Here is a 21,347-nt window from a genome sequence, read left to right as displayed (position 1 = left end):
TCCCGGTGGGAGAGGGAGAAAACCGTAGGCCGGATAAGGCGAAGCCGCCATCCGGCAAAAAACTACCCTACCAACTCCTCTTTCACCTGCATCGCCAAATCAAACGAGTGCAAGCGCGCCTGGTGATCGAAAATCTGGCCGTTAACCATAATTTCATCCGCCTGCGTTTCACGCAGCACCGCTTCCAGCCCGTGACGCACTTTTGCCTTATCGCCCACCAGCGACATGCTCAGCGCCTGCTGCACTCCGTACTGCTCGGAGGCGGACCACAGCTGATGCATATTCTCCACCGGCGGCGGAAGCTGGCCCGTCTCACCGCGACGCAGCTTCACAAACGCCTGTTGCATTGAGGTAAACAGGAATTCCGCGTCGCGGTTGCTGTCGGCGGCAATGATGTTGATGCACACCATCGCGTACGGTTTCTCAAGACGCTCGGACGGTTTGAAGTTCGTGCGGTAGAGATGCAGCGCCTGATGCAGCATATCCGGCGCGAAGTGGGAGGCGAACGCAAACGGCAGCCCCAGCTGTGCGGCGAGCTGTGCACTGTAGAGGCTTGAGCCTAACAGCCACACCGGGATCTTCTCGCCGTAGCCCGGTACCGGGCGCACGTGTGGGTTCGGGTCGCGTGCGTCGAACCAGTCCACCAGCTCGGCCACGTCGCGCGGGAAGTTGTCGATATCGCCGCTCATATGGCGGCGCAGGGCGCGCATGGTCGGCTGGTCGCAGCCCGGCGCACGACCAAGACCCAAATCAATACGCCCCGGATAGAGGGTATTCAGGGTGCCAAACTGCTCGGCAATCACCAGCGGGGCGTGGTTCGGCAGCATTACGCCACCGGAGCCCAGGTGCAGGGTGGTGGTATTTGCTGCCAGATAGCCAATCAGTACAGAGGTAGCGGCGCTGGCGATGCCCACCATATTGTGGTGCTCGGCCAGCCAGTAGCGGTGATAGCCACGCTTTTCGGCGAGCTGAGCCAGATCGAGAGAGTGCGAAAAGGCTTCTCGCGCGGAGGAGCCCTGAGGGATCGGCGCCAGATCCAGCACCGAAAACGGAATGGTTTTGTCAGTCATAACAGCTCACTTTGTCGACGGTCAATCTTTAATACTGCATTAAAAAATGATAACCGTTGTTAACAAAGTGAGCCTTTTTTAGGCCTGAAGTTCCAGCCCGGCCAGACGTTTCCAGTAACCGTTGCAGTCGCTGTTTGCCGTCAGCGGCAGCGGCGACGCGCCGTTTTCGTTGGCGCGGAAGGCGTCCAGCATCGCGAACACGCTGGTATCCAGCGGCGACAGGCGCACCATGTCCACCAGCCCGTCCATCGACGCCAGTTCGTTGCCGAGGTTATAGACATAGCCGCTCATGGTCTGAATGCCGTTCAGAACAAATACCTGCTGATTTTCCTGCGACAGCATGCTGCGCCCGTTCGGATATTTAATACAGCAGGTTTCACATTCGTCTTTCGGGCGGTCTTCCGAGCGCGCGGTAAAGCAGCGAGCGGAGTAGGCCAGCGGCAGATGGCCGTAGCTCAGCACTTCCACTTCAAACTGATGGCGAATGCCCAGCTCGTCGCACTGGTTCAGCAGGTTTGCCAGCCAGTCGCGGGAGAGCTCCACCGGCATACACCAGCGTATCATTCCTTGTTTGAGCAGCAGGCGCAGGGTGACGGCGTTATAGCAGTTCAGCGCATGGCCCGCGACAAAGGGCAGCCTGCGTTCGGCGCACATGTTCACCACGCCCAGATCGCTCGCTTCCAGCAGAAACTCGCCGTTTTCGACGTAGCGCTTCAGCTCTCCCAGTTCGGACGAGGCCTGCACCAGCGCGAGCGTTGAAAGCACCACCTGTTTGCCGCTCCCGGCCAGGCTTTTCGCCATATCCAGCCAGTCGCCCACTTTGGTGGCGCGGCGTTTGCTGCACACCGCCTCACCGAGGTAAATCACATCGGCGCTGCTGGTGGCAGCCTGTTGGTAAAAATCTTCCAGCGTCTCTTTTGGCCAGTAGTAGAGCACCGGCCCTAATGAATATTTCATGGTTATCTCACTGCCATTTACGGTGATACGCGCCAAGCGTGGTTTGCGTGCCTTCGGACATCGATCCGAGCGTCTCCATCCACGCCGCTTGCGGGGCATAGTTCTGCGGGTCCGCCATGCAGCGGTCAATGGCCTGACGCCACACTTTCGCCACCTGGCTCACGTAGGCCGGGCTGCGCTGGCGACCTTCAATTTTCACCGAGGCAATATTGGCGGCCAGCAGCTCCGGCAGCAGCTCCAGCGTGTTAAGGCTGGTGGGCTCTTCCAGCGCGTGGTAGCGCTCGCCGTCGACCAGGTAGCGGCCTTTGCAAAGCGTCGGGTAGCCCGCGTTTTCACCGTCCTGATAGCGGTCGATCAGCACTTCATTCAGACGAGACTCCAGTCCCTGAGGGGTCTGCTGCCAGCGAACGAAGCGGGCAGGGGAGCAGGCCCCGACGGTATTCGGCGATTCACCGGTTAAGTAAGAAGAAAGATAGCAACGGCCTTCTGCCATGATGCACAGGCTACCAAAGGCAAATACTTCCAGCGGCACTGGCGTGACGCGAGCGAGTTGCTTAACCTGATGAATAGAGAGCACGCGCGGCAGCACCACGCGGGCTACGTCAAAGTTTTGATGGTAAAAACGCACCGCCTCTTCGTTTGTGGCAGATGCCTGAACAGAGACGTGGCGCTCAATATGCGGATAGCGTTCTGCCGCATACTCAAGCATGGCGAGGTCGGCCAGGATTAACGCATCGGCACCCAGCTGTGCTGCCATATCCACCGCGCGTTGCCAGCGGGCGTAACCGTCAGGATGGGCAAACGTATTGATAGCAATATGCAGCTTTCGGCGGTGCTGATGAACGAAGTTAACGGCTTCCTGAAGCTTTTTCTCCGTAAAGTTGAGGCCAGCAAAATGGCGGGCGTTGGTGTCATCTTTCAGCCCGATATAGACCGCATCGGCCCCATTTTCGATGGCCGCCTTAAGCGCCGGAAGGTTTCCGGCAGGGCAGAGCAGCTCCATAAATTATCCTGATGTAGTCGATAGCAAAATTGTTAACGAGCTGGGATTTTAATTAACCCATACGCGACAATTTTTGATTTAAGGCAGCTAATGGCGTATTGATGGCACCAATAATGAGGTACGTCGGACGACAGTTTGTTGATTTACGCCGCTATGTTGCGCTTCGGATATGGCAAAATAGCGGGACTATAGCTATCAGGGAGTAAAGCTCGTGCTGGATAAACTGCGTTCACGTCTCGTACAATTCGGTCCATCAATGCTGAGCGTGCCGGTCAGGCTGGCGCCGTTCGCGCTTAAACGCCAGGTGCTGGAGCAGGTCCTGAGCTGGCAGTTCCGTCAGGCGCTGCAGGACGGTGAACTGGAGTTTCTGGAAGGCCGCTGGTTAAGCATTGAGGTTCGTGACATCGGGCTGCGCTGGTTTACTTCGGTTGAGAACGACCAGCTGATCGTTCGTGAGTCCGCCGAGGCGGATGTGAGCTTTAGCGCCAACGCCAGCGACCTGCTGATGATTGCCGCGCGCAAGCAGGATCCGGATACGCTCTTCTTCCAGCGCCGTCTGGTGATTGAGGGCGACACGGAGCTTGGCCTGTACGTTAAGAATTTAATGGATGCCATTGAGCTGGAGCAGATGCCGAAAGCGCTGCGCGTGATGTTGATGCAAATGGCAGATTTCGTTGAGGCGGGGCTGAAATCCCCGCCGGACAGTAAACACACTTCAGTAGGTGAGCCATGCTGATTCGAGTCGAAATTGGGATTGATGCACCGGGTATCGATGCGTTATTACGCCGCGCTTTTGAGAGCGATGCGGAAGCCCAACTGGTCCACGATCTCCGTGAAGACGGCCTGATCACGCTGGGGCTGGTTGCCACCGATGACGAAGGTCAGGTTGTCGGCTATGTGGCCTTCAGCCCGGTGATCGTTCAGGGTGAAGATCTTCAGTGGGTGGGCATGGCACCGCTGGCGGTAGATGAAAACTACCGCGGGCAGGGCCTGGCGCGCCAGCTGGTCTATGAAGGGCTGGACTCGCTTAATGAGTTTGGCTATGCCGCCGTGGTCACGCTGGGCGATCCGGCATTCTATGGCCGTTTAGGCTTCGAGCAGGCCGCGCATTACGATCTGCGCTGCCGCTGGCCGGGTACCGAATCCGCCTTCCAGGTGCATCGCCTGGCGGATGATGCCCTGAACGGCGTAAATGGTCTGGTGGACTACCACGACCATTTCAATCGCTTTTAATCAGGCTCTCGCGTAGCGCCTCAAAGGAGCCGTCTCCGGTTACGAGGCGCTCTTTCTGGCGCTTCGTCAGCTGCTTAATGCGGTACTCCAGCCTGAGCGCCAGCGATCTGTCCCCCACGGCGGCGGAAAAAGCCAGCTGCAGTTCGCCTTTCCCCCGCAGCGCTTTTGCCCCTTTTCCCGTTTGATGTTGTAAAAAACGCCGCGCCACATCGGTGGTGATCCCGGTGTAGAGTGCGTTATCAGCGGTTCGGACAAGATAGAGAAACCAGCACACGGTAAACAGATTCAGTATGTTAAGGTGAACGCACCATAGCATGAGAGAGAACGAAAATGGAAACACTGGCCGCCATTAACCGCTGGCTGGCGAAGCAGCATGTTGTCACCTGGTGCGTCTACAACGAGGGTGAGATGTGGTGCGCCAACGCGTTTTACTACTACGATCCGGAGCGCGTCGCTTTTTACGTCATGAGCGAAGACAAAACGCGTCATGCGCAGATGACCGGTCAGCAGGCAAAAGTCGCGGGCACGGTAAATGGCCAGCCGAAAACGGTCGCGCTGATCCGTGGGGTACAGTTTAAAGGGGAAATCCGTCGCCTGGACGGAGAAGAGAGCGACGCGCGCCGTAAGCACTACACGCGCCGCTTCCCGGTTGCCGCTGCGCTAAAAGCCCCGGTGTGGGAAATCCGCCTCGATGAGCTGAAATTTACCGACAACACCCTGGGCTTTGGCAAGAAGCTGCACTGGTTACGCGCCGAGCAGGCGTAGCGCTTCGCGGTTAAACGCCGGAAGATCGTCCGGGGTCCGGCTGGTGATCAGCTGGTCGTTGTCATTGACCACCTCCTGATCGTAAAACTCGGCCCCTGCATTTTTCAGATCGATAACGATCGGTTTCACGGCGGTAAGCTTACGCCCGCGAACAACCTCCGCGCTGATGAGCAGCTGCGGGCCGTGACAGATGGCAAAGACCGGTTTGCCGGTAGAGACAAAGTCCCGGGTAAAAGTCACGAAGCGCTCGTCCCCGCGCAGGGAATCCGGTGAATGGCCGCCTGGCAGCAGCAGGGCGTCGAAATCTGACGGGCTAACGTTATCGATGGATTCATTGATGGTCACGGTCGCTTCGCCCTTATGGCCTTTCACCGTTTTGCCTGCCTCTTTCTCAATGGTGATAACCTCGTGTCCCGCCTTGCGGAACGCCTCTGCAGGAGAGGTGAATTCTGAATCTTCAAACTCGTCGGTAATCAAGACTGCGATTTTCTTGCCCATGCTTCCTCCGTTGTTTTGGCTTCAGACTGATTTTTCTCCGCTTGTGGTAAATACTTACCTGTAACAGACTTCTAAGTGTGGTCGACCACGCTGAGTTCGCAAACGGACAATTCTGTAAAGGGGATAAGATGAGTCAGGTACTGATTACAGGCGCAACCGGGCTGGTGGGCGGGCATCTGCTGCGGCTGCTGATCCAGGACCGCCATATTAACTACATCGCCGCACCGACGCGTCGCCCGCTGTTGGACATCTCCGGCGTCTTTAACCCGCATGACCCCCAGCTCACCGACGCGCTGGCGCAGGTGCAGGACCCGATAGATATCGCCTTTTGCTGCCTGGGCACGACGCGGCGTGAGGCGGGCAGTAAAGAAGCCTTTGTTCATGCGGACTACACGCTGGTGGTGGACACAGCCATGACGGCGAAAAAGCTGGGGGCAAAACATTTCCTGGTGGTCAGCTCGCACGGCGCCAGCACCGGCTCGCCGTTTTTTTACAATCAGGTGAAGGGCAAAATGGAAGAGGCGCTGATTGCCCAGAAGTGGGAGCGTCTGACAATCGTGCGGCCTTCGATGCTGATGGGGCACCGCGACGAACGGCGTTTTAACGAATCCTTTTTCGCCCCGCTGTTTCGCATCCTGCCGGGTAACTGGAAGTCCATTGAGGCGCGGGACGTCGCGCAGGCGATGCTGAAAGAGGCGCTGGCACCGTCGCAGGAGGGCGTCAATATCATCCCTTCGGCAAAACTGCGTGAAATCGCGCAGGGCGAGGCGTAAACTTCTCCGGCTTATTAAATAACACTCTCCGGGGAATGGTATGACTGGTCAGTCTTCATCTCAGGCGGCAACACCTGTCCAATGGTGGAAGCCCGCACTCTTCTTTCTCGTGGTCATCATTGGCCTCTGGTATGTGAAATGGCAGCCGTACTACGGCAAAGCCTTCACCGCTGCCGAAACGCACAGCATCGGTAAATCTATTCTCGTTCAGGCTGATGCCAGCCCGCTGAAGGCGGCGTGGGATTACGCCATGGTCTACTTCCTCGCGGTGTGGAAAGCTGCCGTCTTAGGGGTGATCCTGGGATCGCTGATTCAGGTGCTTATCCCGCGTAACTGGCTGGTGAAAACTCTCGGTCAACCGCGCTTTCAGGGCACGCTGCTGGGCACGATTTTCTCCCTGCCGGGCATGATGTGCTCCTGCTGTGCCGCACCAGTTGCGGCGGGTATGCGCCGCCAGCGCGTATCCATGGGCGGTGCGCTGGCGTTCTGGATGGGGAACCCGCTTCTCAATCCGGCGACGCTGGTGTTTATGGGCTTTGTGCTCGGCTGGCATTTTGCCGCTATCCGTCTGGTTGCCGGGCTGCTGACGGTGCTGGTGGTGGCGACGCTGGTGCAAAAGCTGGTGAAGGATACTGCCGTCGAACCCGCAGCCGTTGGGCTGGACGTCAGCGAACCGCAGGGCGGTTTCTTTACTCGCTGGGGTAAGGCGCTGTGGCAGCTTTTCTGGAGCACCATTCCGGTCTATATCCTGGCGGTCCTGGTTCTGGGCGCCGCGCGCGTCTGGCTCTTCCCGCATGCGGATGGCGTGATCGACAACACGCTGATGTGGGTGATTGCAATGGCCGTTGCAGGCTGCCTGTTTGTGATCCCCACGGCGGCGGAGATCCCGATTGTCCAGACCATGATGCTGGCCGGTATGGGTACCGCACCGGCGCTGGCGCTGCTTATCACCTTGCCGGCAATCAGCCTGCCGTCGCTCATCATGCTGCGTAAGTCTTTCCCGGCGAAAGCGCTGTGGCTGACGGCGGGGCTGGTGGCGCTGAGCGGGGTGATTGTCGGGGGTATTGCGTTGATGTAAAAAAAAGCCCGGTGGCGCTCGCGCTCACCGGGCCTTCAGTCAGGTGTGGATTACTTAATGTAGGTAAACGCGGTGGTGACGTGCTTCACGCCGCTCACCCGGCTGGCGATATCCGCCGCCGCTTTCCCTTCACGGTCGGTCACCAGACCCAGCAGGAACACTTCACCATTTTCGGTCGTTACCTTCACATTTGAGGATTTCACCTGGTCTGAGCCCAGCAGCTGGGAGCGGACTTTGGTGGTGATCCATGTGTCAGACGACGCGGTCCCAAGGCTGATTGGCTGACCCTGGCGGATTTCGTTGAAGACTTCCGTGGTGCCCTCAACGCCCATTGCGATCTGCTTCGCGCGGCTGGAGAGCTCGGTATTCGGTGCCTGGCCCGTCAGCAGGACTTTGCCCTGATAAGCCGTCACGTTGATACGCGCTTCTTTCTTGATTTGTTCGTCTTTCGACAGCGCGCTGTTGACCCGCAGCTCCAGCGTACCGTCATCCACCTGTGTGCCCACAGAGCGCGGATCGGTCGCCGCTTTGGTGCCCACTGCAGCGGTACCCACAACGGCCGCAGCAATACATCCCTGAAGCAGTAATGCAGACATAAGGACTGCGAGGGTCGATAAAGCCTTCATAAAAACTCCTTAATCATCCTGGTGAGGGAAAAGCGTGTTATCGATCAAATCGCATAAGCAGTTCACCGTGAGCATATGCATCTCCTGAATACGTGCGCTACGGTGAGACGGAATGCGGATTTCCACATCCTGCGGCCCGAGCAGACCCGCCAGCTCACCGCCGTCGTAGCCGGTTAAGGCGACGATGGTCATGTCGCGGGTAACGGCGGCTTCAACGGCTTTGACGATGTCCCGGCTGTTGCCGCGCGTGGAGATGGCCAGCAACACATCGCCGGCGTGCCCCAGGGCGCGCACCTGCTTCGCGTAAATTTCGTCATGCAGACGATCGTTAGCAATCGCTGTTAAGACCACATTATCGGTATTAAGTGCAATGGCAGGTAAACTCGGGCGTTCTGTTTCAAAGCGATTGATCATGCTGGCAGCAAAATGCTGTGCGTTGGCGGCTGAGGTTCCGTTGCCACAACAGAGGATTTTGTTGCCGTTAAGCAGGGATTGCACCAGCGTCATTGCAGCGCGAGAGATCGCGTCCGGAAGGGCTTCCGCCGCGGCAATCTGAGTCTGGATGCTTTCTGTGAAGCACACTTTAATTCTTTCGAGCACGTTATCCCTTTTAAATCTTAATTATGCGTCTTCGCCAAAAGCGTTTTTAAGCCATTCGATCTCATTTCCGGTGAAGGCTATCACATCGAAACGGCAATCCACAGTATCAAAGCTCCCATTATGGCGGGCAAGCCACAAGTGGGCAGTCTGTAATAATTTATGTTGTTTGGCGAGCGTCACGCTGGCGGCAGCACCGCCAAAACGGGAAGACTGTCGAAAGCGGACTTCTACAAACACAATCACCTGACCGTCTTTCATGATCAGATCAATTTCGCCGCCGCGCCCGCGGACGTTAGCGGCGATAAAGCGCAGTCCTTTGCCTTCAAGCCAGCGACGCGCTTTTAACTCCCACGCATCGCCAGTCTCTTTACGGCTTAACTGGCCGGGACGATTTGCCCCTGCTGGTATTTGAGCCATGATAACTTCCTGTTAATCACGCAGTCCTGCGTCGCGGTCAGATCGCCGGTGTTGCCGTTAAGCTCAAAGCCCGGCACCTGACGCATCTGGGTGAAGTGGTTCGCCAGCGCCCATGCATCGACGCCCATCGCATACAGACGCGCCAGAGAGTAGTCGTTACGTACGGAGCTTAGCGCCTGCTGCATCAGCGCCGGGTTGCTGCCCGCCAGCATTGGAATTTCACTGTACTGCAGGCCGTCCATTTCCAGACGAAAATCCGGGCCCGCAGTACCTTGCGCGCTGCGGGAGCTGGCGTAGAGCGTTGCACCGCTCTGGCTGCCGTTACGCATCGCAATCATCGGTTTGATAAAGGCGATCTCCTGCGGCGTGGCAACGATATAGGCTGCATCCACTTTACCGCCACCGCTAATCTGCGCGTCGGTAGGTGGGGCAGGGATGGTCAGCCCGCCAATGGTCACGCTCTGCTGCTGAGGCAGGCTGGCGGAAACCGGGCTGCCGTTAAGCGCAATACCCGCCCCGCCGTTGACGCCCGCACGCAGTTCAGAAACGGAACCGAATTTCTGCTGCAGCACGATGCCGCCGCCCAGCTTCTGCCACTCGTCGGCAAAGGCATTAGCCACGCGATCGCCCAGCGTACTACGGGGGATCAGCAGCAGCGGAGCCTGTTTACCCTGCTCGTGGATATGACGCGCCGCATCGCGGGCTTCATCTTCCGGAGAAAGCGCGAAGTAGCAAATATTGGCCCGGTTCTGAACCTGTTCCGGCTGGTTGAGCGCCAGCACGTTCAGCGTGGTGTTGCTCTTCATCAGCTCTTCCACGTTATTTTTCAGCAGCGGGCCGACAACGATGCTCGCCCCGTCCTGCTGAACCTGCGCCAGCACCTGATCGAGCGGTTTCGAACTGGTGTCGTAGATTTTCAGCTCAGCGCCAGGGTTCGCGCTGGTGGTCGCCACGGCCTGCGGCTGAGCGGCAGGTTGGGATGCAGGTTGTACAGGCTGCTGTTGAGGCTGTTCTGCTGTTGCCTCAGGTGCAGGCGTCGCTTGTGTCTCAGCCGGAGGCTGTGCCGCAGGTGCTGCTGTAGCTGGTGGGGTAGTCGGTGCGGTAACCGGGTTTTGCATTGTGCCCTGCGCCGGCGTTTGCGCCGTGGTCAGGTCACTGGTCTCTGCGGCGGAGGGGCTGACAACGTCGTTTACGTTGGCCGCCTGGGCCGCCTGTACCGGTACCGCACTGCCCGTCACCGGCGAGGTGCCGTTTTTCGCCGCTTCAAAGCCCTGTTGAATCGTACGGCCAAACACGGCCGCCTGGCCATTTAGCGGCAGAAGCAGCGCGATTTTGCTGGTCGATGCTGGCTTAAAGTTCTGCACGTTTACCAGCTGGGTTGGCAGCATTTTCGCCCCCGGGTTCTGCGGGTAACGGGTCTGCCAGTCGGTAATACCGGCTTTCAGCATTTTTGGATCGCTGCGGTTGTTAAACCACATCTGCTGCAGATCCAGCCAGCCCTGCAGCACGTTTTCGTCCGCGTTGATGACCAGCGCCTTTGCCTGATCCTGGGTCATCGAGGCAAGTGCCTGCCAGGTGGCATCAATGTTTTTCTGCTTGTCGGCCCCGGCGAGCAGCGGCTCCTGGGCAATCAAGGCGCGCAGCAGGGTCAGGGAAGGACGCCCCTGTTCAGCGGTGATGCCCGCCTGCCAGAAGCGCGCCTGCTGGTTTTTATCCAGCGCGCTCAGGTCGATGCTCCCCAGGATCTTTTTCGCGCTCTGATAGTCTTTCTGCGCGACCTTCAGCTCGGCAGAGAGCAGGCTCTGCTCAAGACGCTGGGTATCGTTAAGCTCTTTCGGCAGTTGGCCGAACAGCTCGGCAGCCTGCTGGGTTTTCCCCTCTTTCAGCAGTGCACGAATGGCGAGTAATTGCCAGTTGATCCTGGTATCATTTGTACTCTGCGACATTTGTTGCAGATAAAAGCCAGAATCAGCCTGAGCGGAGCCCTGAAGATGGGCGGTGCTCTGGTCAGGTGCCTGGGTGCCACAGCCTGCAAAGATCAGGGCTGCCAGCAGAAGCGGCACGCTGCGCGTGGCTTTTTTTCGAAGAAACGTTAACGGTACCATACTGTATCCAGTGATTTTTTTTACGCAATGCTCAATATTAAATCGGCAATACGGACTAAACAATGAAACAACACGAAACGGCAGATAATTCTCAAGGCCAGCTTTATATTGTACCTACTCCTATCGGGAATTTGTCTGATATTACCCAACGTGCCCTCACTGTATTGCAAACTGTTGATTTAATTGCGGCTGAAGACACCCGACACACCGGTTTACTGCTGCAACATTTCGCGATTAACGCCCGATTGTTTGCCCTGCACGATCACAATGAGCAACAAAAAGCCGAAACGCTGGTGGCGAAGCTGAAAGAGGGGCAGAACATTGCGCTGGTCTCCGATGCCGGTACGCCGCTGATTAACGACCCTGGCTATCACCTGGTGCGTACCTGCCGTGAAGCCGGTATTCGCGTTGTGCCACTGCCGGGGCCGTGCGCCGCCATTGCTGCTTTGAGCGCGGCGGGTCTGCCGTCCGATCGCTTCTGCTATGAAGGTTTCCTGCCCGCCAAATCCAAAGGCCGCCGCGATGTGTTAAAGGAACTGGAGGCCGAGCCGCGTACCCTGATTTTCTACGAATCCACTCACCGTCTGCTGGAAAGCCTGGAAGATATGGTCACTGTCTGGGGCGAGAGTCGCTACGTGGTGCTGGCGCGCGAGCTGACCAAAACCTGGGAAACCATTCACGGTGCGCCGGTGGGTGAACTGCTGGCGTGGGTGAAGGAAGACGATAACCGCCGCAAGGGCGAAATGGTGCTGATTGTCGAAGGGCATAAGGCGGAAGAGGATGCCTTGCCAGCCGACGCGCTGCGCACGCTGGCGCTGCTGCAGGCGGAACTGCCGCTGAAGAAAGCGGCGGCATTAGCGGCGGAGATCCACGGCGTGAAGAAAAATGCGCTGTATAAGCATGCGCTGGAGCAGCAGGGGGAGTGATCCATACTCCGCCTTTTTTGCCGGGCGGCGCTGCGCTTGCCCGGCCTACAAAATTTAGAGTGTCGGAATAAATGTCGTAATAAATGTCGGAAAAGAAAATTGCGCAGGTCATCCGCCGATCTGCGTCTTTCGCTAAACCGTAATGATCTCGGTGCCCGTTTTACCCAACAGTTCTTTTTCGTGCTTTCCGATCCCATCATCCGTTATCACACAGTCGATTTTTTCCATCGGCAACACCTGGTTGAACCCGCGGCGGTTGAACTTGCTGGCGTCCAGCACGGCAATCACCTTATGCGCTGCGGCAGCCATCACGCTGCTAATCGAATAGCCTTCATTGAACGTTGTAATGCCGTTGGTGGCATCAATACCGTCCGCGCCGACAAACATCAGATCCGCGCTTATCCCGGTCAGAGAGCGCTCGGCGATGGTGCCATGCATAGAGTGGGTTTTATGGCGCACGGTACCGCCACAGACCACGAGCGTAATATCTTTATTTTCCGAGAGGGCAAACGCGGCAGGCAGGCTGTTGGTGATGACGGTGATGTTGGCTTTTTTGGTGAGTGCTTCGGCGATGAGCATGGTGGTGCTACCGCTATCGAGAATGATCGTCATCCCTTCTTCAATCATGGATGCTGCAGCCTGTGCGATCCGCTTTTTCGGGTCGCTCGCCAGCTGATAACGATCCTCCAGTACCACTTCCTGATTTTCGCTTTCCGCCAGGCTGCTGCCGGGTCTTGCTGCGCCACCGTGAAAACGCGTGACCAATCCTTTTTCTTCCAGCAGGCGGAGATCTGTTCGAATCGTCACTTCTGAAATGCCAAACATATTTGACAGATCCAGCACCATGACACTGCCCTGAGCGTTGACGAGGTCAACGATTTTATTGCGTCGCTCAAATGAGTTCATATTGAATTGCCTGATAATTAACTGCCTCTATTCTAATCGAAGGGATGCGAAAGGTGTATGACAATATTCGAAAGTAAATGTGAGCCAGCTCAGGTTGCTGGCTCGAAGCACTACGCGAAGCGCAGCATGATTTTGCCCTGCATAGGCGCACCGTTTAGTCCTTGCACGGCCTGAGCAAAGCTGTCGCTATCGCCGGTATGAGCAATAAGGGGCTTTAGCTGCAGTTTTTTCTCTGTGAGCAGGCGGGCTGCGGTTTCCCATTCTTCACCCGGCCACGGGGCCGAATAATTCATCCAACTTCCCAGAAGCGTCAACTCCTTACGCAGTATCTTCCCAAATGTCGCCGCAGGTAAGTTCAGGTCGTGATGCAGCGTACCCACCAGAGCGACCTGGGCGCGCGGCCCGGCGATATCAATAGCGAGCGTGACGGTTTGCGGTGTGCCAGCAGTCTCCAGAACCAACTGATCAAACGGGTTGTCGCTCAAGGCGTTGAGGATGTCGTCTGCGCCCAGAGCTCGGCTATTAAACACCTGAGTTGCCCCCAGCGCTGTTGCCAGCGCGAGCTTATCGTCGTTGATATCGATCGCGCTTACGCTGTTGGCGCCCAATGCCAGCGCACACTGCATCGCCAGCAGGCCAATCGTCCCTGCGCCGACAATTATGACGTTCTTACCCTCGCAGCCGGAAGCGAGATGAAACGCGTGTAGCCCTACGGTTATGGGTTCAATAAAAGCGCCATCCTCAATTGCCATCTCTGCTGGAAGGCGGAACAGGTTTGCGCGCTTCACCACGATATATTCCGCGTTGCCGCCTTCGCTACGAGATCCGACAAACTGATACTGCTTGCAGAGCGAGTAATAGCCTTTTTCACATGCCGGACAGGAAAAGCAGGGCAGTAATGGCACGCAGGCAACCGGATCGCCTGCTTTGAGATCGTGCACTTCGGTACCACAGGCTTCGACATAACCGCTAAATTCATGTCCCAGGGTGATGGGATAATAATGCGCCCCTCCGGCAAAAATTCGCGGGATATCGGAGCCACATAATCCTGAGCAGGCAATGCGCACCTGCACATCATCCGCAGCCTGAATCTGAGGGATTGGACGTTCTTCAACACGCACGTTGCCCTCAGCGTGAATTACCACTGATTTCATATTCACTCCAGAAAAAGAGGGGGAGCTTGGCTCCCCGGATATCAAGACATCGTCTGGCTTTGCGGGCTAGCGACGTTCTTTTCTGCCGCGTTAAATACGCGGGCGCGTCGCCAGGTGAGTAGGACGCCGGTGAAGTAAATCGCGCCAATCACGATGAACCCCACCACGTTTTGCCAGGTGAACAATTGGATGAGCAGCCAGGTGACGGGTGAACCGCCTTGGTCCATGGAGGCCACCAGTCCGCCTGCTTTCAACGCGCCAGCGTTTTGCGCAAGCTGGGTATGCAGGCCGATGGTCTGGGTCGCAATCCACAGCGTAATGCCCATGATGATGACGCCAGAGATAAGCGTGCGGAACAAGTTGCCCTGATGCACCGCGACCGCCATCGCCACAAAGAAGCCGATGGTGGCAAGGTCACCGAACGGCAGCACCTGGTTGCCCGGCACCAGAACCGCAATCAAAATGGTTAGTGGGATGAAAATCAGGCTGGCGGAGACGACGGACGTATGGCCCAGCAGCAGCGCCGGATCGAGACCGATCAAGAACTCCTGCCCACCAAACTTCGCCTGCAGACGTTTACGGGCATGTTTAGCAATCGGCGTCAGGCCATCCATGATGGGTTTGATGACGCGCGGCATCAGCAGCATCACGGCGGCGGTTTTAACGGCCAGCTGGAGAACCGATTTAGCGTCGTAGCCAGCCAGCAGGCCAATAGCCAGTCCCATCACAAACCCAACCGTGACCGGTTCGCCAAACGGGCCAAAACGTTTTTGCACGTCGTCTGCGCTAAAATGAATACGCTTCACGCCTGGGATTTTGTCGATAATCGTATCGACCAGAACGGCGATCGGGCCAAGGTAAGCTGACGAGCCGTGAGGGATGGCGATCCCTTCCAGACCGAAAAAGTCCCGGGTGTCCTTAGCAAACCAGTCTCCAAGCTTGTAAACAAAGGCTGCGTGCACCACAACGCCCAGGATCCCCAGCCAGTAAGAGCCGGTTGCCAGGTGCAGCATCGCACCGGTGAAGGTCATGTGCCAGATGTTCCAGATATCGACGTTTACTACCCGGGTCATCCGCGTCACCAGCATGACAACGTTAACGCCAATGGCAACAGGGATAGCAATAAGTGCAATCTGTGATGCCCAGGTCATTGGGGATGAACCCGGCCAGCCGACGTCCACCACGTGCAGGTTAATCTGGAACTGCTCAGCCATCGCTTTGGCCGCCGGGCCGATGGAGTCAAGCATCAGGCCGATAACCAGCCCGATCCCGACGAAGCCGATGCCAATATGCAGGCCGGATTTAAAGCAATCGCCCAGCTTCATCCCCAGAAGCTTCGAGAAGATGATGATGACTATGGGCAGCATGACGGTGGGACCGAGGTCGAGAATATACCGCATGATTTCGGTAAACATGATCTTACCCCTCGAGGATGGTCAGAATTTTTTGCTGCAGGGCTTCGACGCCGACGCCGGATACAAACGGCATGCCGTGCACCACCGGGATGTCGCCAAAGGCTCTGTCAACTTTCGCCGTGGTACAAATTAGATCTGCGCCGTCCATATAGGTTTCGATTTCAGTCACCCGGCACTGGACCAGATCCAGTTCAATGTGGTGGGCTTCACACAGCTCTTTGATCTCTTCTGCTGCCATGGTTGAGGTGGCGACAGCACCGCCGCAGGCAACAATAACTTTGCGTTTCATAGGGTACTCCTTTTTATTATCAGTATGTTATGAAGCCTGGGCACAGGCGACAGGCTCAAGGATCGTCTCCCGGAAACGATCGGCCAGGCGCTCTGCGGGTACCGCCAGCAGCATGTCCAGCGTGTCCGGGTTTTGTAGCTCACTGAAAAGGCGGCGCAGCAATTTCATTTGAGCCGCAGGGTTTTCAACGATTAACGCGATGATGAGTGAGACGGCGACCTCTCCATCATCGTCAGCCTGCTGAAAATGCACCGGTTTGTCCGGGCGAATCAGGTAAATCGCGGGGCGTTTCGCATGTATGGCTTCGCAGTGCGGAATAGCGACCGCATGGCGTTCAAGAGCAATGCCGGTGGGGTAGTTCACCTCCCTTTCCAGAAGGGCGGCGGGGTAGGTGGCGTGAACAATACCGTTAGCCAGCATCTCCTCGCCAATATGCGCCAGCGCCTGCTGGCAGGTTACAAACTCAATTCCGGTACGGACAAAAATGTGACTCATACACTCTCCGGCATCAGACGGGTTCAGGGGTGCAGCCAAATCGATAGGCGCGTAATACATCCTGTATTTTGTCGATGATGAGATTTTGCGGTGTTGCGGCGATCTCATTCATCGACAATCGTTCGAACTGGACGGGCATAAACTGGCTGATCAGCCCCAGAGGCAAGGAGGTTGCGCTCAGATTAGCGATTAACTTCTCAACGCTCTGGCGAATGCGCGGATGCGGCCAGTAGTAGCGAATGCGGTCGGACAGGCTAAAGTGAATATCCACCATTGCCTGGCTCCAGGTGGGGCGGTAGTACTTCTTCCAGTAATCCGGCTCGTTCAGCATCACTTCGTCGATCACGTCCAGGACATGGCTGCGTTGCTCAGGGGCGATGAGGGCCTTCTCCATTTGTGCGAGGGCAAAAATGGCTTCTCGCAGGGCAAAGGTAAGCGCCGGGCCGACTTTCAGGATCGCGAAGTGATCGCGAACCAAAGCGCGATAGGCCTGACGAGTCTGGTAGTCCGTTGAATGTGCCTCATAGACCATGGGTGTCTGGCGGATCCAGCCGGAAAGCGCCTCTGCCGCGTGCGGCTGGTAGTGAATAATTTGCGTATGGTCGAACTCCACGCCGGGTTGCACGACTATCGCAATCACACGCGTCATAGCCTCGTCCAGAGCGAGCGCGGCAAAGGCCTCACGATGCGTTTTCAGCGTCTGCGCGGCATCTTCCACACGGGTAACATGCACGCTGCTAATACTGCTGGCTTCACCGCCTGGAACGGGAACCTCAGTACCAATCACGTAGGTTAGCGCCGCTTTTTGTTCTTCAGTGGCCGTCTCTTCTGCCGCTTTGCACAGTCGGGCAGCACGCTGTGCCACCACCCCTGGCGGGAGTGGGACAGGATCGTCAGCACAGGACATGGAGGCGTCCAGGTGGATCTTGCTAAACCCTGCCGCAACATAGGCTTTGATCAATGCGATGGATTTCTCCATCGCCGCGTCTGCGGGTTCGTTTTGCCAGCAGTTTGGCCCCAGATGATCGCCACCCAGGATCAAACGTTCATGCGGAAAGCCCACCTCTTTAGCAATCTTCAGAACAAAATCTCGGAAATCAGCGGGTTTCATACCGGTGTACCCGCCGAACTGGTTCACCTGATTTGAGGTGGCCTCAATCAGTACCTTGTTGTCGGTATGCAGATCGAACCGCAGTGCGGCTTCGATAACCAGCGGGTGCGCTGAACAGACAGAACAAATACCGAGATGCTCTCCCGCCTTATGGCGGGCAATAATATCTTTCACATTTCCTCCGGGTCAGGACTTTAGAGTTTTCCTTCACAACCACAATCGTTAATGACTTTGCGCACCACCTCTTTCATGGCACGTTTGGCGGGCACCATGTAATGTCGCGGGTCACTGGTTTCGGGATGTGAAGCGAGATAGGTTTTCAGCGCATTCGAGAAGGCGATTTTGAGTTCTGTGGCAACGTTGACCTTGCAGATACCGAGGCGAATGGCCTGACGGATATCGGCCGTAGATAAACCTGAAGCGCCGTGCAGCACCAGCGGGATATCGACCTGATTGCGGATCTCTGCCAGACGTTCAAAATCAAGTTTCGGCGTGGCAGTGTAGAGGCCGTGCGCGGTACCGATGGCGACGGCCAATGAGTCGATACCCGTTAATTCAACAAATTCGCGTGCCTGTTGCGGGTTGGTGTAAAGCGCGTCTTTGCTGTCGACGACCAGGTCATCCTCCTGACCGCCAAGACGGCCAAGTTCAGCCTCCACGCTAACGTCGTAGCGGTGGCAGTAGTCTGTCACTCTCTTCACCAGCGCCACGTTTTCAGTGAACGGATGATGAGAGCCGTCGATCATTGCAGAGCGGACCCCTCTCTGTACTTTCTGCGCGATATCGTCGAAATCTTCGTGATGATCGAGGTGGATCGCCAGTGGCTGGTTATACGTTTTGGCCAGATCGCTGGCGATGGCGACCACGTTCCCGGTTCCGGCATAGCTAAACGTACCTGGCGTACCCGCGACGATCAGAGGGGAGCGCATCTCAGAGGCCGTTTCAACGACCACCTGCAGCGTTTCGAGATTATGAATATTGAATGCCGGTACGGCGTACCCTTCGCGCTGTGCTTTTAACAGCATCGCTTTCGACGAGATGATGAACATCTTTCCTCCGAAACCTTTCGTTTTGTTTATGCGAAAGAGAGTATAGGGTTTCGGAATGTTATTTTGTGATTGGTATCTTAAAAATGAAAGAATCGAAACGAAAGATAAGAATGCGAAAGAAATGAAAGAAAAAAAAAGCATGGCCGAAGCCATGCTAAGCGAGGTTTACAGCAAACTCACGTCACTGGCGCCGGGTTAAACACCGCCAGCTGATTATGCAGCCCCCACTGGTCCGAGAACGTTTTCTTCCGCCCGCTTGCCACGTCCAGAATAAAGTGGAACAGTTTCCAGCCCACGTCTTCAATACTCTCTTCCCCGGTGGCAATGGTGCCCGCATTGATGTCCATTAAGTCATACCAGCGGTTTGCCAGCTCGGTGCGGGTCGCCATCTTGATCACCGGGACCGCCATCAGGCCGTACGGCGTACCGCGCCCGGTGGTAAAGACCTGTACCGTAATGCCGGACGCCACCTGCTGGGTGCCGCAAACAAAATCGCTGGCAGGCGTAGCCGCATAGATCAGACCGCGCCTGGTTGGCCGCTGGCCCGGAGAGAGCACTTCCACAATCGCGCTCTGGCCGGATTTAGCTATCGAACCGAGGGCTTTTTCCACCACGTTTGCCAGACCGCCTTTCTTGTTGCCCGGAGAGGGGTTGGCGCTGCGGTCCGTTTTGCCCATATCGAGATAGCTATCGTACCAGGCCATCTCCTCGAGCAGGCGTTTCCCCACCTCTTCATTAACGGCGCGCGGCGTAAGGAGATGAATGGCGTCACGCACTTCGGTGACTTCGGAGAACATCACCGTGGCGCCGCAGCGCACCAGCAGATCGGACGCATAGCCCACCGCCGGGTTAGCCGTCACGCCAGAGAAGGCATCGCTGCCGCCGCACTGAGTGCCCACCACCAGTTCCGATGCCGGGCACGTTTCGCGCTGGCGGCGGTTGAGTTTGTCCAGATGACGCTCCGCCACCTGAAGAATATCGTCGACCATCGAACGGAAGCCAACGTGGCGTTCGTCCTGCAGGCGCACGATGCTGGCCTCGTCAGCCGGGATGGCTTTGACATCTTCGGTGCCCTGCAGCAGGCGCTCTGGCTGCAATTTTTCACACCCGAGACCAATCACCATCACCTCGCCGCCAAAGTTCGGGTTAAGGGCGATATTGTGAATGGTACGGATCGGCACGACCGCCGCTGGCGCGTTGATCGCCACACCGCAGCCGTACAGGTGGTTAAGACCCACCACGCCGTCGACGTTCGGGTACTTCGGCAGCAGATCGCGCTCAATGATTTTCACTACGTAATCCACCACGCCCGCCACGCAGTGCACGCTGGTGGTAATGCCGAGCAGGTTTTTGGTTCCCACGCTGCCGTCCGCGTTGCGGTATCCTTCGAAGGTATAGCCCTCCAGCGGAGGAAGCGGTTCAGGAACGCGGGTAGACAGCGGCAAGGTATTCAGAGGCGGTGCTTTGGGCAGTTCAACCAGCGACTCCTCAATCCAGCTACCCTGCGGGATAGCGCGTACCGCATAGCCTATGACTTCACCGTAACGGACGATTGCACCGTGGGCAGGAATATCGACCAGCGCGACCTTGTGTCCCTGCGGAATGTGCTCAATCAGCTCAAGCCCGTCCGGGAAGCGGGTGCCTGCTTTTAAGCCATTGTCGTTGACAATAATCGCCACGTTATCCGTATCGTGAACCTTAATATAAAACGCCGTCGGCGATGCCTCTCTAATTGCAATATCGGCCATTATTCACTTTTCTCCGGTAAAGTTTCAGCTATGAAATATAGCTCCTGGATAATCGTTTTCTTATCGAAGAAATAAAGCATGTCAGGACGGGAAAAGTGAAAATGTGATCGCGATCGTTTCAGGCGGACTAATCCTTGATTCTGTGCATTAGCGCCCACTGCTTTGTGCGTATGCTCAAAATAGCGTTGAGATGCAGCGTGATACTTGAGCATTAAGACAATGTGCTGCCACACAGAGCCGATTATACTGAATGACGATTTTATTGCGCCAACATTCAGTCAGAGAAATAAATATAAAAAGAATCTGTTTCGAAATGAATAATACGGGCTAAAACTGCGGAATTAAAAAGGTATATGAGATGAATAACGATATCTTCCCGAATACGTTTAAAGCGGCTCTTGCGGCGCACCAGATTCAGATTGGCTGCTGGTCCGCGCTGGCAAACCCCATCAGCACCGAAGTGCTGGGCCTGGCCGGGTTCGACTGGCTGGTGCTGGACGGCGAACATGCGCCGAACGATATCAGCACCTTTATTCCGCAGCTGATGGCGCTGAAAGGCAGCCCCAGCGCCCCGGTAGTGCGTGTGCCAACTAACGATCCGGTGATTATCAAGCGCCTGCTGGATATCGGTTTCTACAATTTCCTGATCCCGTTTGTGGAAACGGAAGAACAGGCGGCGCTGGCCGTGGCCTCAACGCGCTATCCGCCGGAAGGGATCCGCGGCGTTTCCGTTTCGCACCGCGCCAACATGTTTGGCACCGTTAAGGACTACTTCGCTCAGTCCAATAACAACATCACCATTCTGGTTCAGATCGAGAGCCAGCAGGGCGTTGATAACCTCGACGCGATTGCAGCCACAAACGGCGTGGACGGTATCTTTGTCGGCCCAAGCGATCTGGCTGCCGCCTTTGGTCATCTGGGTAACGCCAGCCATCCTGACGTGCAGCGCGCAATCCAGCACATCTTTGCCCGCGCCAAAGCGCACGGTAAACCGTGCGGCATTCTGGCGCCGGTTGAGGCAGATGCCCGTCGCTACCTGGAGTGGGGGGCCACCTTTGTTGCCGTCGGCAGCGACCTCGGCGTGTTCCGCTCAGCGACGCAGAAATTAGCGGACGCTTTTAAAAAATAA

At 56.7% G+C, this 21,347-nt stretch carries 24 protein-coding genes; 7 read left to right on the top strand and 17 right to left on the bottom strand.

The annotated features are described in order from the left end of the window. Positions 1 to 62: 62 nt before the first annotated feature. The 3 genes from ACR42C_RS19965 to ubiU all read right to left on the bottom strand — a co-directional run bounded on the left by ACR42C_RS19965 (position 63) and on the right by ubiU (position 3,030). A complete protein-coding gene (locus tag ACR42C_RS19965) occupies positions 63 to 1,070 on the bottom strand; it encodes a luciferase-like monooxygenase (RefSeq protein WP_479984493.1) in 1,008 nt (335 codons plus the stop codon). Between the two features lie 78 nt (positions 1,071 to 1,148). Next, a complete protein-coding gene (locus ACR42C_RS19960; protein WP_316379864.1) occupies positions 1,149 to 2,027 on the bottom strand; it encodes a U32 family peptidase in 879 nt (292 codons plus the stop codon). 7 nt (positions 2,028 to 2,034) lie between these two features. Next, positions 2,035 to 3,030 (bottom strand): ubiquinone anaerobic biosynthesis protein UbiU, encoded by a 996-nt coding sequence (gene ubiU, locus ACR42C_RS19955; protein WP_042715087.1) that lies wholly within the window; start codon positions 3,028 to 3,030, stop codon positions 2,035 to 2,037. A gap of 211 nt (positions 3,031 to 3,241) precedes the next feature. Here ubiU and ubiT point away from each other — a divergent pair, with 211 nt between their 5' ends. Both ubiT and ACR42C_RS19945 read left to right on the top strand, forming a co-directional pair. Then, entirely contained in the window at positions 3,242 to 3,766 is a 525-nt protein-coding gene (gene ubiT, locus ACR42C_RS19950) for a ubiquinone anaerobic biosynthesis accessory factor UbiT (RefSeq protein WP_028014541.1), read from the top strand. Continuing rightward, positions 3,760 to 4,263, top strand: a complete 504-nt coding sequence (locus ACR42C_RS19945) for a GNAT family N-acetyltransferase (protein ID WP_028014540.1) — start codon at positions 3,760 to 3,762, stop codon at positions 4,261 to 4,263. The genes ubiT and ACR42C_RS19945 overlap by 7 nt, the downstream gene beginning before the upstream one ends. Here the strand turns inward: ACR42C_RS19945 and ACR42C_RS19940 are convergent. Further along, positions 4,250 to 4,579 carry a GIY-YIG nuclease family protein gene (locus ACR42C_RS19940; protein WP_045260079.1) on the bottom strand — a complete coding sequence of 110 codons (330 nt, stop codon included), beginning with the start codon at positions 4,577 to 4,579 and terminating at the stop codon, positions 4,250 to 4,252. The genes ACR42C_RS19945 and ACR42C_RS19940 overlap by 14 nt on opposite strands. Positions 4,580 to 4,593: 14 nt before the next feature. Here ACR42C_RS19940 and ACR42C_RS19935 point away from each other — a divergent pair, with 14 nt between their 5' ends. Continuing rightward, positions 4,594 to 5,028: a YhbP family protein gene (locus ACR42C_RS19935; protein ID WP_116342251.1), complete on the top strand. Its 435-nt coding sequence runs from the start codon at positions 4,594 to 4,596 to the stop codon at positions 5,026 to 5,028. Here ACR42C_RS19935 and ACR42C_RS19930 read toward each other — a convergent pair. After that, positions 5,008 to 5,526 carry a type 1 glutamine amidotransferase domain-containing protein gene (locus tag ACR42C_RS19930; protein WP_316379867.1) on the bottom strand — a complete coding sequence of 173 codons (519 nt, stop codon included), beginning with the start codon at positions 5,524 to 5,526 and terminating at the stop codon, positions 5,008 to 5,010. The two genes, ACR42C_RS19935 and ACR42C_RS19930, sit on opposite strands and share 21 nt — an antisense overlap. 128 nt (positions 5,527 to 5,654) lie before the next feature. Here ACR42C_RS19930 and ACR42C_RS19925 point away from each other — a divergent pair, with 128 nt between their 5' ends. Next, the gene (locus tag ACR42C_RS19925; RefSeq protein ID WP_320720944.1) at positions 5,655 to 6,299 is read left to right on the top strand and encodes an NAD(P)H-binding protein; all 645 of its coding nucleotides are present in this window, start codon (positions 5,655 to 5,657) and stop codon (positions 6,297 to 6,299) included. A 40-nt stretch (positions 6,300 to 6,339) separates the two neighbouring features. Next, positions 6,340 to 7,377, top strand: coding sequence for a permease (locus tag ACR42C_RS19920; protein ID WP_316379869.1), 1,038 nt, complete (start codon positions 6,340 to 6,342; stop codon positions 7,375 to 7,377). 50 nt (positions 7,378 to 7,427) lie between these two features. On the opposite strand, the gene dolP is transcribed toward ACR42C_RS19920, so the two are convergent. Genes dolP through ACR42C_RS19900 form a run of 4 tightly spaced genes read right to left on the bottom strand, consistent with a single transcriptional unit; the run spans position 7,428 to position 11,125 of the window. Beyond that, complete coding sequence (dolP, locus tag ACR42C_RS19915; protein ID WP_028014534.1) at positions 7,428 to 8,003, bottom strand: division/outer membrane stress-associated lipid-binding lipoprotein; 576 nt, start codon at positions 8,001 to 8,003, stop codon at positions 7,428 to 7,430. A 9-nt stretch (positions 8,004 to 8,012) separates the two neighbouring features. Next, a complete protein-coding gene (diaA, locus tag ACR42C_RS19910; protein WP_003861754.1) occupies positions 8,013 to 8,603 on the bottom strand; it encodes a DnaA initiator-associating protein DiaA in 591 nt (196 codons plus the stop codon). A 21-nt stretch (positions 8,604 to 8,624) separates the two neighbouring features. Beyond that, complete coding sequence (locus ACR42C_RS19905; protein ID WP_028014533.1) at positions 8,625 to 9,020, bottom strand: YraN family protein; 396 nt, start codon at positions 9,018 to 9,020, stop codon at positions 8,625 to 8,627. After that, positions 8,978 to 11,125 (bottom strand): penicillin-binding protein activator, encoded by a 2,148-nt coding sequence (locus ACR42C_RS19900; protein WP_479984492.1) that lies wholly within the window; start codon positions 11,123 to 11,125, stop codon positions 8,978 to 8,980. Before ACR42C_RS19900 ends, ACR42C_RS19905 begins: the two co-directional genes overlap by 43 nt. Positions 11,126 to 11,187: 62 nt before the next feature. Between ACR42C_RS19900 and rsmI the strand changes: the two genes are divergently transcribed. Beyond that, positions 11,188 to 12,051, top strand: coding sequence for a 16S rRNA (cytidine(1402)-2'-O)-methyltransferase (gene rsmI, locus ACR42C_RS19895; RefSeq protein ID WP_316379871.1), 864 nt, complete (start codon positions 11,188 to 11,190; stop codon positions 12,049 to 12,051). A 132-nt stretch (positions 12,052 to 12,183) separates the two neighbouring features. Here the strand turns inward: rsmI and ACR42C_RS19890 are convergent, their stop codons facing one another. The 8 genes from ACR42C_RS19890 to garD all read right to left on the bottom strand — a co-directional run bounded on the left by ACR42C_RS19890 (position 12,184) and on the right by garD (position 20,218). Next, positions 12,184 to 12,957, bottom strand: coding sequence for a DeoR/GlpR family DNA-binding transcription regulator (locus ACR42C_RS19890; RefSeq protein WP_163329740.1), 774 nt, complete (start codon positions 12,955 to 12,957; stop codon positions 12,184 to 12,186). Positions 12,958 to 13,067: 110 nt separating this feature from the next. After that, on the bottom strand, positions 13,068 to 14,111 hold the full coding sequence (gene gatD / locus ACR42C_RS19885) for a galactitol-1-phosphate 5-dehydrogenase (RefSeq protein WP_479984491.1): 1,044 nt from the start codon (positions 14,109 to 14,111) through the stop codon (positions 13,068 to 13,070). A 41-nt stretch (positions 14,112 to 14,152) separates the two neighbouring features. Continuing rightward, positions 14,153 to 15,526, bottom strand: coding sequence for a galactitol-specific PTS transporter subunit IIC (locus ACR42C_RS19880; protein ID WP_316379872.1), 1,374 nt, complete (start codon positions 15,524 to 15,526; stop codon positions 14,153 to 14,155). Positions 15,527 to 15,530: 4 nt separating this feature from the next. Continuing rightward, the gene (gatB, locus tag ACR42C_RS19875) at positions 15,531 to 15,815 is read right to left on the bottom strand and encodes a PTS galactitol transporter subunit IIB (RefSeq protein WP_163329737.1); all 285 of its coding nucleotides are present in this window, start codon (positions 15,813 to 15,815) and stop codon (positions 15,531 to 15,533) included. A gap of 27 nt (positions 15,816 to 15,842) precedes the next feature. After that, entirely contained in the window at positions 15,843 to 16,310 is a 468-nt protein-coding gene (gene gatA, locus ACR42C_RS19870; RefSeq protein WP_479984490.1) for a PTS galactitol transporter subunit IIA, read from the bottom strand. 13 nt (positions 16,311 to 16,323) lie between these two features. After that, entirely contained in the window at positions 16,324 to 17,595 is a 1,272-nt protein-coding gene (gene gatZ, locus ACR42C_RS19865; protein WP_479984489.1) for a tagatose-bisphosphate aldolase subunit GatZ, read from the bottom strand. 20 nt (positions 17,596 to 17,615) lie between these two features. Further along, complete coding sequence (locus ACR42C_RS19860) at positions 17,616 to 18,470, bottom strand: tagatose bisphosphate family class II aldolase (RefSeq protein ID WP_116342223.1); 855 nt, start codon at positions 18,468 to 18,470, stop codon at positions 17,616 to 17,618. 176 nt (positions 18,471 to 18,646) lie between these two features. Further along, a complete protein-coding gene (gene garD / locus ACR42C_RS19855) occupies positions 18,647 to 20,218 on the bottom strand; it encodes a galactarate dehydratase (RefSeq protein WP_316379873.1) in 1,572 nt (523 codons plus the stop codon). A gap of 358 nt (positions 20,219 to 20,576) precedes the next feature. On the opposite strand from garD, the gene garL reads away from it, so the two are divergent. Then, positions 20,577 to 21,347, top strand: coding sequence for a 2-dehydro-3-deoxyglucarate aldolase (gene garL / locus ACR42C_RS19850; RefSeq protein WP_116342217.1), 771 nt, complete (start codon positions 20,577 to 20,579; stop codon positions 21,345 to 21,347).

The sequence above is a fragment of the Enterobacter sp. MG-EB028 genome, from assembly GCF_056673305.1.
This window is presented reverse-complemented; position numbering and strand designations above follow the sequence as displayed.

Bases quoted from the DNA above. Each gene is read 5' to 3' on its own strand.
- ACR42C_RS19965 (WP_479984493.1), bottom strand. From the start codon at position 1,070: ATGACTGACAAAACCATTCCGTTTTCGGTGCTGGATCTGGCGCCGATC.
- ACR42C_RS19960 (WP_316379864.1), bottom strand. From the start codon at position 2,027: ATGAAATATTCATTAGGGCCGGTGCTCTACTACTGGCCAAAAGAGACG.
- ubiU (WP_042715087.1), bottom strand. From the start codon at position 3,030: ATGGAGCTGCTCTGCCCTGCCGGAAACCTTCCGGCGCTTAAGGCGGCC.
- ACR42C_RS19945 (WP_028014540.1), top strand. From the start codon at position 3,760: ATGCTGATTCGAGTCGAAATTGGGATTGATGCACCGGGTATCGATGCG.
- ACR42C_RS19940 (WP_045260079.1), bottom strand. From the start codon at position 4,579: ATGCTATGGTGCGTTCACCTTAACATACTGAATCTGTTTACCGTGTGC.
- ACR42C_RS19935 (WP_116342251.1), top strand. From the start codon at position 4,594: ATGGAAACACTGGCCGCCATTAACCGCTGGCTGGCGAAGCAGCATGTT.
- ACR42C_RS19930 (WP_316379867.1), bottom strand. From the start codon at position 5,526: ATGGGCAAGAAAATCGCAGTCTTGATTACCGACGAGTTTGAAGATTCA.
- ACR42C_RS19925 (WP_320720944.1), top strand. From the start codon at position 5,655: ATGAGTCAGGTACTGATTACAGGCGCAACCGGGCTGGTGGGCGGGCAT.
- ACR42C_RS19920 (WP_316379869.1), top strand. From the start codon at position 6,340: ATGACTGGTCAGTCTTCATCTCAGGCGGCAACACCTGTCCAATGGTGG.
- dolP (WP_028014534.1), bottom strand. From the start codon at position 8,003: ATGAAGGCTTTATCGACCCTCGCAGTCCTTATGTCTGCATTACTGCTT.
- ACR42C_RS19905 (WP_028014533.1), bottom strand. From the start codon at position 9,020: ATGGCTCAAATACCAGCAGGGGCAAATCGTCCCGGCCAGTTAAGCCGT.
- ACR42C_RS19900 (WP_479984492.1), bottom strand. From the start codon at position 11,125: ATGGTACCGTTAACGTTTCTTCGAAAAAAAGCCACGCGCAGCGTGCCG.
- rsmI (WP_316379871.1), top strand. From the start codon at position 11,188: ATGAAACAACACGAAACGGCAGATAATTCTCAAGGCCAGCTTTATATT.
- ACR42C_RS19890 (WP_163329740.1), bottom strand. From the start codon at position 12,957: ATGAACTCATTTGAGCGACGCAATAAAATCGTTGACCTCGTCAACGCT.
- gatD (WP_479984491.1), bottom strand. From the start codon at position 14,111: ATGAAATCAGTGGTAATTCACGCTGAGGGCAACGTGCGTGTTGAAGAA.
- ACR42C_RS19880 (WP_316379872.1), bottom strand. From the start codon at position 15,526: ATGTTTACCGAAATCATGCGGTATATTCTCGACCTCGGTCCCACCGTC.
- gatB (WP_163329737.1), bottom strand. From the start codon at position 15,815: ATGAAACGCAAAGTTATTGTTGCCTGCGGCGGTGCTGTCGCCACCTCA.
- gatA (WP_479984490.1), bottom strand. From the start codon at position 16,310: ATGAGTCACATTTTTGTCCGTACCGGAATTGAGTTTGTAACCTGCCAG.
- ACR42C_RS19860 (WP_116342223.1), bottom strand. From the start codon at position 18,470: ATGTTCATCATCTCGTCGAAAGCGATGCTGTTAAAAGCACAGCGCGAA.
- garD (WP_316379873.1), bottom strand. From the start codon at position 20,218: ATGGCCGATATTGCAATTAGAGAGGCATCGCCGACGGCGTTTTATATT.
- garL (WP_116342217.1), top strand. From the start codon at position 20,577: ATGAATAACGATATCTTCCCGAATACGTTTAAAGCGGCTCTTGCGGCG.